This window comes from Pseudovibrio sp. FO-BEG1 (assembly GCF_000236645.1).
Lineage (GTDB): Bacteria > Pseudomonadota > Alphaproteobacteria > Rhizobiales > Stappiaceae > Pseudovibrio.
This window is the reverse complement of sequence record NC_016642.1, coordinates 2,566,446-2,580,652: the sequence shown is the minus strand read 5'-3', so window position 1 is coordinate 2,580,652 and position 14,207 is coordinate 2,566,446. Positions and strand designations below refer to the sequence as shown.

Here is a 14,207-nt window from a genome sequence, read left to right as displayed (position 1 = left end):
TGAATTTACACTGAAACAATATTATCAGCTCCACATCGATAGACATATGAGCATAAAAATAATCAGTGTAAAAAGCTTCGCCTTCAAATTTATACCTTCGATACGGCACATATCTTCTGATGGATAAGTTTTAATCGGGAACTGGCTTTATGTCAGTTCTCACTTAAAATGCAGAGCCAACAGAGCTTAGATCTCAAAATCATTTGCGAAAACTCAGTCAGGTATAATGAATAAACTAGTTCCACCACGCGCTCAGATGCGCACTCACGAAACCAGCCATCACGGTTTTACCCGCAACGAGCCTTATGCCTGGCTGCGCGCTGACAACTGGCAAGAGGTTATGCGCGATCCTGAGGTACTTGATCCAGAGATCCGCGCGTATCTGGAAGCCGAGAACGCTTACACAACAAGCGAAATGGCAGATACTGAAGAGCTGCAAAAAGCTCTGTTTGCAGAAATGAAGGGACGCATCAAGGAAGACGACAGCTCTGTTCCTTCCCCTGATGGCGAGTACGCCTATGCCACAAAGTTTGTTGAAGGCGGGCAGCATCCCAAGTTCGTCCGCAGCAAGCGCGATGGCAGCGACCCTATCGTGCTGGTAGACGGAGACCTTGAGGCAGAAGGAAAAGCTTACTTCAAGTTTGGCGGCGCGTCTCACAGCGACGACCACAAATACCTAGCCTGGGCTTATGACGATAAAGGCTCTGAATACTACACCCTCAAGATCCGCGATACCGCAACTGGCGAAGATCTGGAAGACACCATTCCAGATACCGGCGCTGGTGGTGTCTGGTCCAAAGACGGCCAGTATCTGTTTTATGTTGAGGTAGATGCAAACCACCGCCCATCGAAGCTCTTCCGCCACAAGCTTGGTACACCACGCTCCGAAGATGCGCTGGTTTATGAAGAGAAGGATACAAGCTTCTTCGTTGGGCTTGGCCGAACACAGTCTGGCCGCTTCATTTGCATTGGGTCAGGTGACCATGAGACTACCGAGGTCTGGCTGATCCCTGCTGATGATCCATTGGCAAAACCTACCCTGGTGGCTGAGCGTGAGACCGGTGTTGAGTACTCCGTTGAAGACAATGGTGATCGCCTGTTGATCCTCACCAACGCTGGTGAGGCGGAAGATTTCAAAATCGTGAGTGTGCCTCTTGTGGCGCAACTCGCAATGCCGGGCAAATCACATTGGGTAGATCTGATCGCCCATAAGCCGGGCCGTCTGATCCTGTCTCATGACGTATACAAAGACTACATGGTCTGGCTGGAGCGTGTTGATGGCTTGCCGCGTATTGTGGTACATCGCTTCATCGATGGCATTTCTCATGTGATCGAGTTTGATGAGGAAGCTTACAGCCTTGGTATGGCAAGCGGTTTTGAGTACGACACCAGCACCATTCGCTTTACCTACTCTTCTATGACCACACCAAGCGAGGTTTATGATTATGACCTTGCAACACGTGATCGCATTCTGCGCAAACGTCAGGAAGTGCCTTCCGGCCATGATGCTTCTGAGTACATCACCCGCCGCCTGATGGCTCCGTCCCACGATGGAACGTTAGTTCCGGTGTCCCTGCTTTATAAGCGATCTACAGTTCTGGATGGCAGCGCGCCTTGCCTGCTTTACGGGTATGGCTCCTACGGCATTTCCATTCCGGCCAGCTTCTCAACCAATGCGTTGTCTCTGGTAGATCGCGGCTTTGTGTATGCTATCGCTCACATCCGTGGTGGCAAAGACAAGGGTTATGCCTGGTACAAGAATGGTCGCCGTGAGTTCAAGAAGAACACCTTCTATGATTTCATTGCCTCCGCCAAGTTCCTTGCCAGTGAAGGCTTCACATCACATGATCGAATCGTTGCTCATGGTGGGTCTGCTGGTGGTATGCTGATGGGCGCCTGTGCGAACATGGCGCCAGAAGCTTTTGCTGCGATGATCGCTGAAGTGCCGTTCGTGGATGTGCTCACAACCATGCTGGACGATACTCTGCCATTGACCCCGATTGAGTGGCCGGAATGGGGTGACCCAATTCGCGATAAGAGTGCTTATGGCTATATCGCGTCCTACTCACCGATCGACAACGTGGACGCCAAAGACTATCCAGCCATCTTCGCGCTTGGCGGTTTGACTGACCCACGCGTGACTTATTGGGAGCCAGCCAAGTGGGTCGCGACTTTGCGCGAAAAGAAGACCAACGACAGCCTCACCATGCTGCGCACCAACATGGACGCTGGCCACGGCGGTGCTTCCGGTCGGTTTGATCGTCTGAAGGAGGTCGCACTGGTTTATGCCTTTGCCCTGAAACAGACCGGCAAAGCTTAAGAACAGCATGTTTTTCAGCAAAAAGGTGCCTCACTGCGAGGCGTCTTTTTTCTATTTAATAACGCTGCAAGTTTACCTTAACCTTGTTCTCAGTTCGAAAAGCTCTGTTAGGAATGCCGGAACCAAGAAAGAGCTAGAATTTGCAGGTCTAATGGGGAGTGAAAGCTCCTCTTGGCGCTCAATGTTAAAGACATAAACAACAATAAAAGTCTGGAACATCCTGTGCGTGCCGTTCTTGTCGTTCTACTCTTATTCGCCTTCCTACCTGCGCAAACATCCGCTCAGGTCAACAACAAGCTGTATCCTTTCAATCATTTGATCCCGAATGATCTGCGGTCGGCGCCGCGGATTTATGGGTCGCAGTATGACTGTCGGATACGGGTGAAGGAGGATGGGGCTGAAAATGTTTATCAGGCGTTTGTGACAGGATACTTCAGCGATCCGAGCCGGAACATTTCCAGCGTGGCGTGCTTCAGGACGATGGAGAAGTGTCAGGCTTATCTGAATTTTATGCGTGGCTATTTGGAGCTCACGCGCAGTGCCAGTTGCCAGCATGGCTATTACAAAGGACTTTTCAGCTGGTTTTAAAACAACATTGACAGAAGAGGCCGTTAAGGCCCGAAAGCGTTGAGTACATGAAGACGATTGCCCCCCTCGCCTGCTTTGCTGCAGCGTCTCTCTTTCTTGTAAGCTGCAGCCAACCACCCAGCACCAACTATCTGGAACGCCAGCTTATTCCTCGCACTGGACCGATCATGCCGCGCGTAAAGGGCACGCAATATGACTGCTCGATCGCCACTGCTGAGCATGGCGCTGCCAATGTTTGGCAGGCAAATGTAGGTGGGCGTGTTTTGAGTGACAACCAGCCTTACAACGTTTCGACAGAGGCTTGCTTCACAACTCAAAACGAGTGCGAAGCTTTCCTCTATCTGATGAACGGGGTTCTGGATCAGATCATCACCTCTCGTTGCCAAATGGGCTACGAGAAAAGCTTCTTTGATAAGCTCTTCGGTTCCTGACCTATCTGAAACTGACAGATAACTCTGGCGTTGTCGCATATGACTGACAGGTCAGGATTGCACCTTTGGCGACCTCAGCGTCTTCCAATGCCATTCTGGCCTGCATGTGCACGGACCCGCTCTTGATCTGTGCCTTACATGCGCCACAGATGCCGGACTGGCAGGAGTATGGTGGTTCCAAACCTGCAGCGCGAACTGCGTTCATTATGGACTGGCCTTCCGCGACTTCCAGCTCAATAGCCTCTCCATAATAATCGAGCTTGAGCAGTGCCGGAACACTCACAACCTCTGTTTGAGCTCCCGTTTCACCACCAAAGCTTTCTGCGTGGATGCGATCAGCCGGGACATCACAGTTCTGTAGAGCACCACGGACGTCGTTGTTCATCGAGCCCGGACCGCAAATGAAATACTGTGCGTCTTGAGCAATCGGGCGGCATTCAGAAAGGTACTCCAGAATAACATCCTTTGAGATCCGGCCTGATTTCCAGGGCGAGAACATGGACCACATGGACGGTTTTGAGAGAATATGCCTGACTTCAAGCTGAGATGGATAGCGCTCAGTCAACTTCTCCAGATGCTCTTTAAAGATGATGTCGTCAGCGGAGCGGTTTGCGTAGAGCAAGTATAGTTTTGAACGGGGCTCGTCTTCCAATGCAGCTTCAATCATTGCCATCACAGGCGTGATCCCACTGCCACCAGCAAAGAAGTAGAGCGTGCGCTGATGGTCTGAACGCGGCTCAAGCGTAAAGCCTCCAAACGGTGGCATCACATTGAGCTGCTGACCAGCCTTTACTGCAGAGCATAGGTGCTTGGAGACGATACCATCCGGATTTGGCTTCACTGTAATTTGCAGTGCCCTGCCATTGCCTTGTGCTGCTGAGATCGTGAAAGGGCGGCGTAGCTTCTCACCGTTTGCTTCCAGCTCAATGGTGATGTGCTGACCGGGTTGCCAATGAAACTCATCTCTCAGCTCAGTCGGCACGTCAAACCTGATGGTTTTCGCCTGTTTGGTTTCTGAGATAATCTCAGAAACCCTTAGCGGATAGACAACATTTCTCATTGATCGCTCTCCATCCACTTGGCGACCACGGACTGATGGTCTCTCACTGGCTTCTCGCCGTGCTTAGAGGACGGGCCATGCTCAAAGTATGGGCTTTGCAATGACTTTTGCTGTTGTTCGCAAGCATAGATATCTTCCAACATGAAGTCCCCGGAGGACATCGGGTCCACCTTCGGGTCACCATTGTATTTGGCTCCCAGATGTTTATCCCAGAACGATGCAGAGGCCATGGCCGCCTTCGTGAAGGCCCAAGTTGACTCATTTGCGAAACGCGTGCGGATCTCGACGATGGATCTGTCTGGGGCTACTGGTGTGATGTGGAAGGTAGACCAAGAGTTCTCAGATTCGCCCAGCCCAATGCCGGGAAACAGCATTGGCACCCAAGCACCCAACCTGTCTTTCGGGATGCCCGGGATAAGGGGCATCGGGGTTACCTTTTCCACCTCAGCTGCATAGAAGTCAGCCAGTGGCTCCCAGAAGGCAAAGTGCGGACCGATGAACTCACACTCGATCTTAGAATGATCGTACATATTGAGGGTGTGAGAATGGAGGTGAGCCAGATGATAGCCGTCGATGTAGTTCTCGACGATGATCTTCCAGTTGGCCTTAATCTCGTGTTTTGAGTATCCCTCCTCCGTCTCAATCAGACTTGCAGGATCATAAGGCGCAAGGTATGGCTCCACGTCACCAAACCAGTTGACGATGGACGGTGCATTTTCATCTGGATGGACCCAGAGCATGCCGCGCCAGATATCGACCGAAGCTTTCTTCAGGCCGTTGCACGACAGATCAATTCCGGGGAACTCTTTTTCCTGCTCCGGCACTGAGATCAGGTTGCCTTCGAGGTCATAAGTCCAGTCGTGGTAAGGACAAGTTATCGCCTTTTGCGCTTTTCCTTCTGCTCGCAGAAGCTGCGTGCCCCTGTGGCGGCAGATGTTGTGAAACGCGCGCAGGCGGTGGTCTCTGCCCATCACGATGAAGATGTTGTTCAGGCCTGCCTGAGTTGAAATGTATTGACCCGGCTCTGTGATATCTTCCTGAAACCCAGCAAGTGCCCAGGTTTTAGAGAAGATCAGTGCTTGCTCACGATCAAACCACTCCTGTGAGGTGTATGCCTCCTTCGGGAGGACTGGCATACCGTTGCTATGAGTAGACATGGGGAACGCCTCCTAGCATCATTATTAGATCTGCGAAGATGAGGTAGAGCGATAGCGTCGCCCACAGGATGATGATGATCCAGAACAGGAACGGATGGTCATCACGTGCGAGGGTCTCGACGACATAGACGGAATTGGTCCGCCACGCTCTAAACGTCCAGAGAAGGAAAAGCGCACCCCAGACCCATTGCCAGCCATAGTAAAGTGAGGCGGCAATCAGGATCAGAGCGAAAATGGTTCGCCACTTGCTGTAGCTGATTATCGTTCTAAGTAGCTCTTTGAGTGCTTGCATTCGTTTCCAAGGACCTCAGAAGCAGCAATGCTGCATTTTTTGCATATCGCCTCCACTCATGTGGCGGCTTTAATGGGGCCAAGGAATCAACGTTGAAGTAGATCGCCACGATGCCATGGGCAACGGTTTCGGCGGCTTCAGTTTCTACTTCAGGAAAGTCTCGTTTAATTGCCTCGACTATAACTGCTGTAAAGTCGCCCACCCATTTCAGGAGAGCCTCTGATTCCGCCGGAAACCTGTCTGCAGCTGCCACGATGGATTGGAACACCATCATCTCAGCTGGATCAGAATAGCCATGATCATCAAACAGATGATCAACAGCGGCGTAAGAGCCACGTTTTTCAGGCAATGCTTTGGCGAACATGGTTGTCACTTCGGCAAAGCCTGCAAGAACATGGGTTACAACAGCGTTTATTATCTCTTCCCGATTACCCGCATGGTGGCGGATAAGCGGTCGTTTCAGTCCTGTTTCTTCAGCAATGCGTTCCAACGTCACGCCTTCCAAACCATATTGAGCAACGCATTTTGCTGCTGCTTGTACGATCTCATTAAGTCTGGCGGATTGAACACTCGGACGCGGCATGGGTATGTGCTTTCACTCAACGGACGTGAATAGAGATAGGCAACGATCAATAAACTGTCAATAGTGACAATTTAAAAAATCGAAGCAGTCGAAACAAAAAAGGCGGCACGAGGCCGCCTTAATTATAATCTGTCTTTGGGATTAAACAGCTGCAGAGTACAGCTCTTCCACGTATTCCCAATTGATCAGGTTATCAACGAACGCTTCCAGGTACTTAGGACGCGCGTTACGGTAATCAATGTAGTAAGAATGTTCCCATACGTCGCAGCCAAGGATTGGGGTTGCGCCGTGTACGATTGGGTTTTCGCCGTTAGGGGTTTTCATCACTACGAGCTTGCCGTCTTTAACTGCAAGCCATGCCCAACCGGAACCGAACTGGGTTACACCAGCGTTGATGAAGTCAGCGCGGAACTTGTCGAAACCACCGAGATCTTCGTCAACTTTCTTTGCCAGAACGCCTGGGAGAGAAGAACCGCCACCATTTGGCTTCATCCACTTCCAGAAGTGAAGGTGGTTGAGGTGCTGACCAGCGTTATTGAACAGACCAGCGTTGGTGCCGTAGCTTTCTTTAACGATCTCTTCGAGGCTTTTGCCTTCAAGACCTGAACCTTCGAGCAACTTGTTGCCGTTGGTTACATAAGCCATATGGTGTTTGTCGTGGTGGAACTCGAGAGTTTCAGCAGACATGTAAGGGGCCAGAGCGTCGTATGCGTATGGCAGGTCTTCAAGAGCAAAAGACATGGTATACCTCCATGGGAAAGGAAACTTTAGGCGCAGTGCTTTTCAGTTTTACAACCAACCAGCGCTGCAACTCATGGTGCAAAATAGTGATGTTTTTGCGTATGAGCAACGGGGGAAGAGCATAATTTGCAAATATTTTTCTTGTTTTTTTGTAAGTAGAACTTCTAAGTTGAGAATTGCAGGAGCTTTTTCGCCTTATAAACGGCTGTTTTCTGCGGGTTATAAGGAATCAATTTGTGACAGATACCTCCGAAAAACTCATGAAAGCATCCACCAGTCCTGAAAAAGACCAGTTTGCGTTCCTTTCAGCGGTGGGCGGCTGCCTTGCCATGGCGGCCGTCATGGGCATCGGAAGATTTGTCTATACGCCAGTGCTCCCGTTTATGTTGCAGGACGGCACTTTGAACGAGGTGAATGCGGGGTTCGTAGCGTCCTCCAATTATCTCGGTTACTTGCTTGGCGCTTTGATGGCCGCACGCGCTCCCCTGCCCGGTGGTCCCTACCGGATCTTCATGGTGGCGTTGATCACCAGCACTGTTGTCACGTTCCTTATGGCGTTCAGCCTTGGTGTGTACTGGTTTGTTGTGATCCGCTTTCTGGCGGGTCTGGCAAGTGCCTATGCGTTTGTTCTGGTCGCGAATATTGTTATGCAGCGTCTTGCTGAGAAACACAGTCTGCATCTCTTCCCGATCCATTTCACCGGCGTCGGGATTGGCATTGCAGGCTCTTCGCTCATGATTGAGTGGCTTGGAACGAACTTAGAGACATCCTCTCAGCTTTGGATTGCCAGTGGGGTTTTAAGTCTGGTTCTTTCGCTCTGCATTCCCTTTCTGCTGCCGCCTCGCAAAGAGGTGCCACCACAAGCTTCGATGCAGTCCGTTCAAACTAAAAGAAAAACCAAACCGTTAAACTTGAGCGCTTGGCGGCTGATCTTTGCATATGGCTGTTTCGGTTTCGGTTATGTCATCACGGCAACGTTCCTTGGGGCATTGGCCAGCCTGACGCCAGAGCTTGCTCCCATGAAGTCACTTGGTTGGCTGCTGGTTGGTCTGGCAGTGATCCCATCCGTCTTCTTTTGGGAAAAGCTGGGTGTGCGCATCGGCTATGGCAGAGCGATTGCGGTAGCGTGTACGCTGGAAGCTGTTGGTGTAGCACTCAGTGTGTTGATGCCTACGATCGCAGGTCTTTCTGCTGCTGCAATTCTGCTGGGGGGAACCTTTGTCGGGATTACATCCATTGGATTGGTCGAGGCACGCCGGATTGCCAGCTCTAACCCACGCCAGATTGTTGGCTTGATGACAGCTGCTTTTGGTCTTGGGCAAATGTTCGGACCAAGTTTCGCAGGCTACCTTTACGAGCTCAACGGCGATTTCATGCTCGCCTCTCTCGTTGCAGCTGGTGCTCTTATCCTCGCAACGCTGCTGACCATCAAGCGCTTTACACCCGCATAAAAAAGGGAGGCGATTGCCTCCCTTCAAAAAGTGCTCTTGGGCTCTGGTTTAAGCAGGCACTTTGACGTGTGCGAACTCCCAGTAAAGCTCTCTCGCTTTGGCAGCTACCGGACCGTGATCCATAGTGCGATCATCCAGTTTATGGACTGGAACCACTTTACCGTAGTTACCGGTCGAGAAGATCTCGTCCGCCTCATAGAAGTCTTTATAGGTCAGCGTGGTTTCATGGACATTGTAGCCCGCACTGCTGAGCAGCTTGATGATACGCTGACGAGTAATGCCATTCAGGAAGGTGCCATTCCAGTAAGGAGTGAGCACTTCACCATCTTTGACCATGAAAATGTTCGCAGAGGTCAGTTCAGCAACATTGCCGAGGGCATCCAGCATGATCGCATTATCAAAACCGCGAGACTTTGCTTCGCGTGATGCACGAGCATTGTTTGGATAGAGACAACCTGCTTTTGCATTGACTGGCATGGACTCCATTGTTGGCCGACGGAATGGAGATAATGTCAGACTGTTGGACGCACCTTTTGGTGGCATCGGCGCTTCGAACAGGCACATGCAAAAACGGGTAGACTCTGGATCGCCATCAATGATGCCCGGACCATCATTTTCAGCCCAGTACATCGGACGAATGTAAACAGCTTCATCCGCTTCAAACTTCTTCATGCCCTCTGTGGCGAGCTCAACCATCTCTTCAAAGCGCATGGTTGGCTTCATGCCGAGGTTTACAGCAGAACGGTTCAAGCGGGCGCAGTGCAAATCAAGGTCAGGCATGACGCCTTCAAAACCGCGGGCTCCATCAAATACATTTGAGCCCAACCAAAAAGAATGCGTACGAGGACCGATCAGTGGCGGATTTCCCTCGTACCATTTGCCTTCAACCCATGTACGAGTCTTCGACATTTCGGCCATAATAAATCTCTCCTCAAAAGTCGGCTTATGAGCCAAACAGGCCCCGCCCTATTATCTTTTGTCAGTCGACCTGAGAATTCAAATGGGGTCAACCATACTCTCGACAAAGAAGACAAAGCACCTGAGTGCAGACATCATGCCCAATACGGAAGTCCTAAGAGTTATCGTGGGCGGCAAAATTAAGCTTGAAACGCAACTAAATGTCGTTGTAACCAGATATCAGGCAAGAATACGCAATTACATTGCGAGCCGGGACAAGCTTGTATTTTGCGGGCGTGAGGCCTCTTCATTGTTCTTTTGCACAGTTTTAACGCATTAACGTTTCAAGGACTTTTGAGATTGCCGCAACCTTCTGCAGAGCTGGCTAAAGATTCTGGAATTGTTTTGTGCGTGAACATGGGTTTTGAGAGTGAAATGTTGTTTTCAGGAGACAATTGTTAAATTTATGCACCCAAAGCATAGGGAACACGTATTTCCCATGCCTTGACGAAACCTTATCACATCGCTTTCTTAGGGGTATTGGAATTTGCCAATCTTGACGCTTGGTGTGGAGCCGGAGAGCAGAGATGAGCCACTCAGTTTATGTTTTTGATGCCTATGGAACCCTTTTTGACGTGCATGCCGCCGCCAGAAAGCATATGGGTGCCGTGGGTCCTGAAGGCAAAAAACTCTCATCCATCTGGCGTGAGAAGCAACTGGAGTATTCCTGGGTCCGCTCTTTGATGGGGCAATACGTTGATTTCTGGGAGTTGACTGTTCAGGCACTGGACACTGCATTTGCGCTGGTTCCTGAAGCCAACAAAGGTGCTCGCGACGAGCTTCTGGCTGCTTACTGGGAGTTGGATTGCTATCCGGAAGTTCCACAGTTGCTGAAGGATCTGCGTGAGCGCGGTTCCAAGCTGGCGATCCTTTCCAACGCACCTATGAAGATGATGGACGGTGCGCTTAAGAATGCAGGCATTACGGATTGTTTTGACGAGGTTTTCTCCGTTGATCCAGTACAGACCTACAAGCCACACCCTGACGTCTATGATCTGGTGACAACACATTTCCGTTTATATCCGGAAGCGATCTCCTTCCAGTCCAGCAACCGCTGGGATATTGCCGGTGCCACCAAGTATGGCATGCGTACAGTCTGGATCAATCGCTCACAGATGCCTGATGAGTATGCTGACCTTTCTCCATCAGCAGTTCTGAAAGATCTGAGCGGGTTGCCTGCTCTGGGGTAAACCTTGAGTGCAACTGACTTCCAGCTAGCATAATCAAGCATGCCATGCGGTTTTCTGTGGCCATCTGAACTCAAACACTGTTGGTCTGGCAAATAAACTTGCTCTTAGCTGCCTCAGGTTTCATATTTGTGGCGGCTTTAAGGCCAGCAGTTTTGAAAAAGCAGAAGCAGTCGACGTTACTTACACTTCATGTTTCATGGATTTAAAAGTGGAGGCACTGGCCACAGAGTTGTGAGCCTGATTGCTTTGGGTCTGGGCGCGGTTTGCTTTGGCAGCATTCCCTACTTTGCCAAGATCGGCTTTTCTGCTGGCATTTCTCCCGGTGCTGCTGTTCTTCTGCGTTATATTCTCCCTGCAGTATTGCTGGCTCCATATCTGCCTCAAGCGCTCAAATCCGGCCCAAGCAGCCGGCAGTATGTGCTTTTTGGGATGATCATGGGACTGGGAGCATGGAGTTACTTTTATGCTCTGAGTGTTCTGCCGATTTATCTCGCAGCAAGTCTATTCTTCTCCTACCCTGCTCTGCTCGTGATCTTGCGGGCTATTGGAGGGGCAAAACTGCGTGGCAGTGACAAGCTGACACTCGGATTGGTGTTTGGTGCACTGCTGATCATCATCGCTTCGACACCTTTGCCTGACGTAGACTTTGTTGCAGTGGCAATCGGACTGGTTGGGCCGCTGTGTTATGGCGGCCTGCAACTGGTTAGCCGCAAAACCCCAAGCTATCTGCCGTCCCTTTCCATCGCCGCCTGCATCTTTGCCGGGGCTGTTGTGACGGCTGTTCCATTCGCGCTGGTGGAATTGAAGCTTTGGCGGAGCGTGAGCACTGCTCCGAGTACATTGCCGATTTTGGGATTGGCGTTGATTGCGGGTTTGTTGCCGCAGCTTTTGCTTGCTTATGGAAGCTCAGATCGTTCTGGACGCAAGACAGCCTACACCACTGGCTTTATCGAGTTCGGCCTTGCCATTTTGACTGGCTACTTGCTGTTTTCAGAGCCACTGGGCATAGGGCAAGCCGTCGGCTTTGCATTCTTGTTGGGTGCTCTTTATCTGACCAACGAACCTTCACGCTTGCCAAGATATTTGCAGGACTAACGCTCGAAGATCAGCCCTGCAATCACTGTGCTTTTAGGTCTCAGCGCGGGTGATCCACTTGTGACTAACCGGAGCCTGATAGTTTTCAATCTGATCAAGAAGTTGCGTTGGATTGTCGCCAACCAACAACATATCGCGGTGGGCTTTCTTCATGAAAGCTTCTTCCTCCATGAAGTCTAGGAATGCCAGCATGCGTCCATAAAAACCGTTTGCGTTGTATAGACCGCACGGTTTGTTGTGATAACCCAGCTGCCCCCATGTCCAGACCTCAAAGAGTTCTTCCATGGTACCAATGCCACCAGGCAGCGCGACGAATGCGTCTGACAGGTCTGCCATCATGGCCTTGCGTTCATGCATGGAGCCGACGATGTGAAGGTCTGTTAGGGATCTGTGCGCCAGTTCTTTAGCAGCCAATGCTTCGGGCAGAACACCAACTACTTCTCCGCCCGCCTCCAGCGCTGCGTTTGCAACAACGCCCATCAAGCCAACTTCCGCACCACCATAGACCAAACGGTTGCCACGCTTAGCAATTTCGGTACCCAGCAGGCGCGCTGCTGCTTCATATTCCGGGCGTTTCCCGATTGATGATCCGCAAAATACGCAGATAGATGCCATTTCAATTCTCCAGTCGGCCGAGCCCAAAACACATATTCAATTATGAGGTATCAGCCCCGAACAGAGGATGTCCGGAGCTGAAAATGGTCAAAAGCAGATTACTTGGCCAGCTCTTCCAGAACGCGCGCCCAGGAACGGATGCCTTTGTGGAAGCTCTTCAGCTCATACTTCTCATTTGGTGAGTGGATCTGATCTTCGTCCAGACCAAAGCCGATGAGCAGGCTGTCCATATCCAAAGTGCGTTTGAAGCTGCCCACGATTGGAATGGAACCACCACAGCCAACCAGTGCTGCTGGTTTATCCCATTCAGCTGACAGAGCCGCACGGCCTTTTGCCAGAGCAGGTGCATCAAAATCCATGCGCAGAGCACGATCGCCGCCGTGTGGGTGCAGTTCCAGCTCAAAGTCTGCTGGTGTTTTGGACTTCAGATAAGAACGGAATGCTTCTCTGATTTTCTCAGGATCCTGATCACCAACAAGACGGAAAGACACTTTTGCGTGTGCTTCAGCAGGAATAACTGTTTTGAAGCCAGCGCCAGTGTAACCGCCCCAAAGGCCGTTTACTTCGCAAGTTGGACGCGCCCAGATCTGCTCCAGACCGGAGCGATCTTTTTCGCCGCCCAGATCCTTCAGACCGATACCGCCGAGGAACTCTTCGGTTGAGAAGCCGAGGTTCTGCCACATCTCTTTGACATCTTCCGGCAGTTCAGGAACATCATCATAAAAGCCTGGCAGTGTGATGCTGCCGTTTTCATCACGAAGGCCAGCAATCATATCAGACAGTACATGAAGCGGGTTGCGTGCAGCACCGCCGTACATGCCGGAGTGCAGGTCTTTGCTTGGGCCTTTAAGAGTGATTTCTTCGCCAACCAGACCACGCAGCATAACGGAGATCGCTGGTGTGTCCTTGTCCCACATGGAGGTGTCACACACGAGGGCCAGATCTTTGGACAGCTCTTCCTTGTTTGCGTCCAAGAATGGCTGCAAAGATGGGGAGCCGCTCTCTTCCTCGCCTTCCAGCAGAACGGAGATGTTGATAGGAACATCACCGGTTTCTTCAACCCAGGCACGGACAGCTTCCACAAAGGTCATCAACTGGCCTTTGTCATCGTTTGCTCCGCGGGCAACGATCATTTTGGAGCCGTCTTCGCGGGTCACGATCTGCGGATCAAAAGGGTCAGCGTTCCAGAGTTCAATCGGATCAACCGGCTGCACATCATAGTGGCCATAGAACAAAACGTGTGGTCCCGGCTTGCCATCTGCTACGCGGTGACCAACGACCATTGGATGGCCTGTGGTGTCTCTGACCTCAGAAGGAATGCCAATTGCAGTCAGCTCACGCGCCATCCACTCAGCTGCTTCGCGGCAGTCCCCCTTATATTCAAGATCGGTAGAAATGCTCTTGATGCGCAGGAGTTCAAACAACCGATCGAGACTTTGATCCAAATTTTGATCAATACGATCAAGGACTTTGTCGAGATTCGACATGATTCATTCCTTTGTAGTGCAGGCTCGTGTTTATCACCTGTAGGATGGGATAGTACGCAGGTCACTGCGTAGATATGAGGCTGTAAGAAGCTCTAACATAGTTTCCAAAGTCAAAGCTATGGCTTTGCCCTGGTAACCACTTGTAATTCGGCAGACTGTTTAAACAGGTCGGTTAAACTCTTTTAAGGTGCGTGGGCGATACTTTGAAGAACAAAGGCACGCAAGAGGCCAAGCAACGCA

At 51.0% G+C, this 14,207-nt stretch carries 14 protein-coding genes; 6 read left to right on the top strand and 8 right to left on the bottom strand.

The annotated features are described in order from the left end of the window. Positions 1–226 precede the first annotated feature (226 nt). The 3 genes from PSE_RS11860 (at position 227) to PSE_RS11850 (ending at position 3,339) form a co-directional block, all read left to right on the top strand. A complete protein-coding gene (locus tag PSE_RS11860; RefSeq protein ID WP_014285091.1) occupies positions 227–2,320 on the top strand; it encodes a S9 family peptidase in 2,094 nt (697 codons plus the stop codon). Between the two features lie 171 nt (positions 2,321–2,491). After that, positions 2,492–2,908: a hypothetical protein gene (locus PSE_RS27450; protein ID WP_208998159.1), complete on the top strand. Its 417-nt coding sequence runs from the start codon at positions 2,492–2,494 to the stop codon at positions 2,906–2,908. Between the two features lie 47 nt (positions 2,909–2,955). After that, the gene (locus tag PSE_RS11850; RefSeq protein WP_014285089.1) at positions 2,956–3,339 is read left to right on the top strand and encodes a hypothetical protein; all 384 of its coding nucleotides are present in this window, start codon (positions 2,956–2,958) and stop codon (positions 3,337–3,339) included. Position 3,340: 1 nt separating this feature from the next. Here PSE_RS11850 and PSE_RS11845 read toward each other — a convergent pair whose 3' ends face one another. From PSE_RS11845 to PSE_RS11825, 5 genes are all read right to left on the bottom strand, one after another. Then, the gene (locus tag PSE_RS11845) at positions 3,341–4,399 is read right to left on the bottom strand and encodes a ferredoxin--NADP reductase (protein ID WP_014285088.1); all 1,059 of its coding nucleotides are present in this window, start codon (positions 4,397–4,399) and stop codon (positions 3,341–3,343) included. Beyond that, positions 4,396–5,556 (bottom strand): aromatic ring-hydroxylating dioxygenase subunit alpha, encoded by a 1,161-nt coding sequence (locus PSE_RS11840; RefSeq protein ID WP_083841565.1) that lies wholly within the window; start codon positions 5,554–5,556, stop codon positions 4,396–4,398. The genes PSE_RS11845 and PSE_RS11840 overlap by 4 nt, the downstream gene beginning before the upstream one ends. After that, positions 5,543–5,848 (bottom strand): hypothetical protein, encoded by a 306-nt coding sequence (locus PSE_RS11835; protein WP_014285086.1) that lies wholly within the window; start codon positions 5,846–5,848, stop codon positions 5,543–5,545. The genes PSE_RS11840 and PSE_RS11835 overlap by 14 nt, the downstream gene beginning before the upstream one ends. Beyond that, positions 5,823–6,431, bottom strand: a complete 609-nt coding sequence (locus tag PSE_RS11830; protein WP_014285085.1) for a TetR/AcrR family transcriptional regulator — start codon at positions 6,429–6,431, stop codon at positions 5,823–5,825. Before PSE_RS11830 ends, PSE_RS11835 begins: the two co-directional genes overlap by 26 nt. Positions 6,432–6,572: 141 nt before the next feature. Further along, positions 6,573–7,172, bottom strand: a complete 600-nt coding sequence (locus PSE_RS11825; RefSeq protein WP_008549597.1) for a superoxide dismutase — start codon at positions 7,170–7,172, stop codon at positions 6,573–6,575. A gap of 236 nt (positions 7,173–7,408) precedes the next feature. On the opposite strand from PSE_RS11825, the gene PSE_RS11820 reads away from it, so the two are divergent. Then, complete coding sequence (locus tag PSE_RS11820; protein ID WP_014285084.1) at positions 7,409–8,623, top strand: YbfB/YjiJ family MFS transporter; 1,215 nt, start codon at positions 7,409–7,411, stop codon at positions 8,621–8,623. A gap of 48 nt (positions 8,624–8,671) precedes the next feature. Here the strand turns inward: PSE_RS11820 and PSE_RS11815 are convergent, their stop codons facing one another. Beyond that, complete coding sequence (locus PSE_RS11815) at positions 8,672–9,541, bottom strand: branched-chain amino acid aminotransferase (RefSeq protein WP_041768377.1); 870 nt, start codon at positions 9,539–9,541, stop codon at positions 8,672–8,674. Positions 9,542–10,107: 566 nt separating this feature from the next. Between PSE_RS11815 and PSE_RS11805 the strand changes: the two genes are divergently transcribed. Together PSE_RS11805 and PSE_RS11800 are read left to right on the top strand one after the other, a co-directional pair. Then, a complete protein-coding gene (locus tag PSE_RS11805) occupies positions 10,108–10,770 on the top strand; it encodes a haloacid dehalogenase type II (RefSeq protein ID WP_041768374.1) in 663 nt (220 codons plus the stop codon). A 231-nt stretch (positions 10,771–11,001) separates the two neighbouring features. Beyond that, the gene (locus PSE_RS11800) at positions 11,002–11,865 is read left to right on the top strand and encodes a DMT family transporter (RefSeq protein ID WP_208998158.1); all 864 of its coding nucleotides are present in this window, start codon (positions 11,002–11,004) and stop codon (positions 11,863–11,865) included. 33 nt (positions 11,866–11,898) lie between these two features. Here PSE_RS11800 and PSE_RS11795 read toward each other — a convergent pair whose 3' ends face one another. Together PSE_RS11795 and PSE_RS11790 are read right to left on the bottom strand one after the other, a co-directional pair. Further along, on the bottom strand, positions 11,899–12,480 hold the full coding sequence (locus PSE_RS11795; protein ID WP_014285080.1) for a TIGR00730 family Rossman fold protein: 582 nt from the start codon (positions 12,478–12,480) through the stop codon (positions 11,899–11,901). Between the two features lie 98 nt (positions 12,481–12,578). Then, positions 12,579–13,967 (bottom strand): dipeptidase, encoded by a 1,389-nt coding sequence (locus PSE_RS11790; protein WP_014285079.1) that lies wholly within the window; start codon positions 13,965–13,967, stop codon positions 12,579–12,581. Between the last annotated feature and the right edge of the window lie 240 nt (positions 13,968–14,207).

Excerpts from the sequence above, each read along its gene's own strand:
- PSE_RS11840 (WP_083841565.1), bottom strand. The coding sequence starts at position 5,556 with ATGTCTACTCATAGCAACGGTATGCCAGTCCTCCCGAAGGAGGCATAC.
- PSE_RS11860 (WP_014285091.1), top strand. The coding sequence starts at position 227 with ATGAATAAACTAGTTCCACCACGCGCTCAGATGCGCACTCACGAAACC.
- PSE_RS11825 (WP_008549597.1), bottom strand. The coding sequence starts at position 7,172 with ATGTCTTTTGCTCTTGAAGACCTGCCATACGCATACGACGCTCTGGCC.
- PSE_RS11815 (WP_041768377.1), bottom strand. The coding sequence starts at position 9,541 with ATGGCCGAAATGTCGAAGACTCGTACATGGGTTGAAGGCAAATGGTAC.
- PSE_RS11850 (WP_014285089.1), top strand. The coding sequence starts at position 2,956 with ATGAAGACGATTGCCCCCCTCGCCTGCTTTGCTGCAGCGTCTCTCTTT.
- PSE_RS11805 (WP_041768374.1), top strand. The coding sequence starts at position 10,108 with ATGAGCCACTCAGTTTATGTTTTTGATGCCTATGGAACCCTTTTTGAC.
- PSE_RS11795 (WP_014285080.1), bottom strand. The coding sequence starts at position 12,480 with ATGGCATCTATCTGCGTATTTTGCGGATCATCAATCGGGAAACGCCCG.
- PSE_RS11845 (WP_014285088.1), bottom strand. The coding sequence starts at position 4,399 with ATGAGAAATGTTGTCTATCCGCTAAGGGTTTCTGAGATTATCTCAGAA.
- PSE_RS11790 (WP_014285079.1), bottom strand. The coding sequence starts at position 13,967 with ATGTCGAATCTCGACAAAGTCCTTGATCGTATTGATCAAAATTTGGAT.
- PSE_RS11835 (WP_014285086.1), bottom strand. The coding sequence starts at position 5,848 with ATGCAAGCACTCAAAGAGCTACTTAGAACGATAATCAGCTACAGCAAG.
- PSE_RS11830 (WP_014285085.1), bottom strand. The coding sequence starts at position 6,431 with ATGCCGCGTCCGAGTGTTCAATCCGCCAGACTTAATGAGATCGTACAA.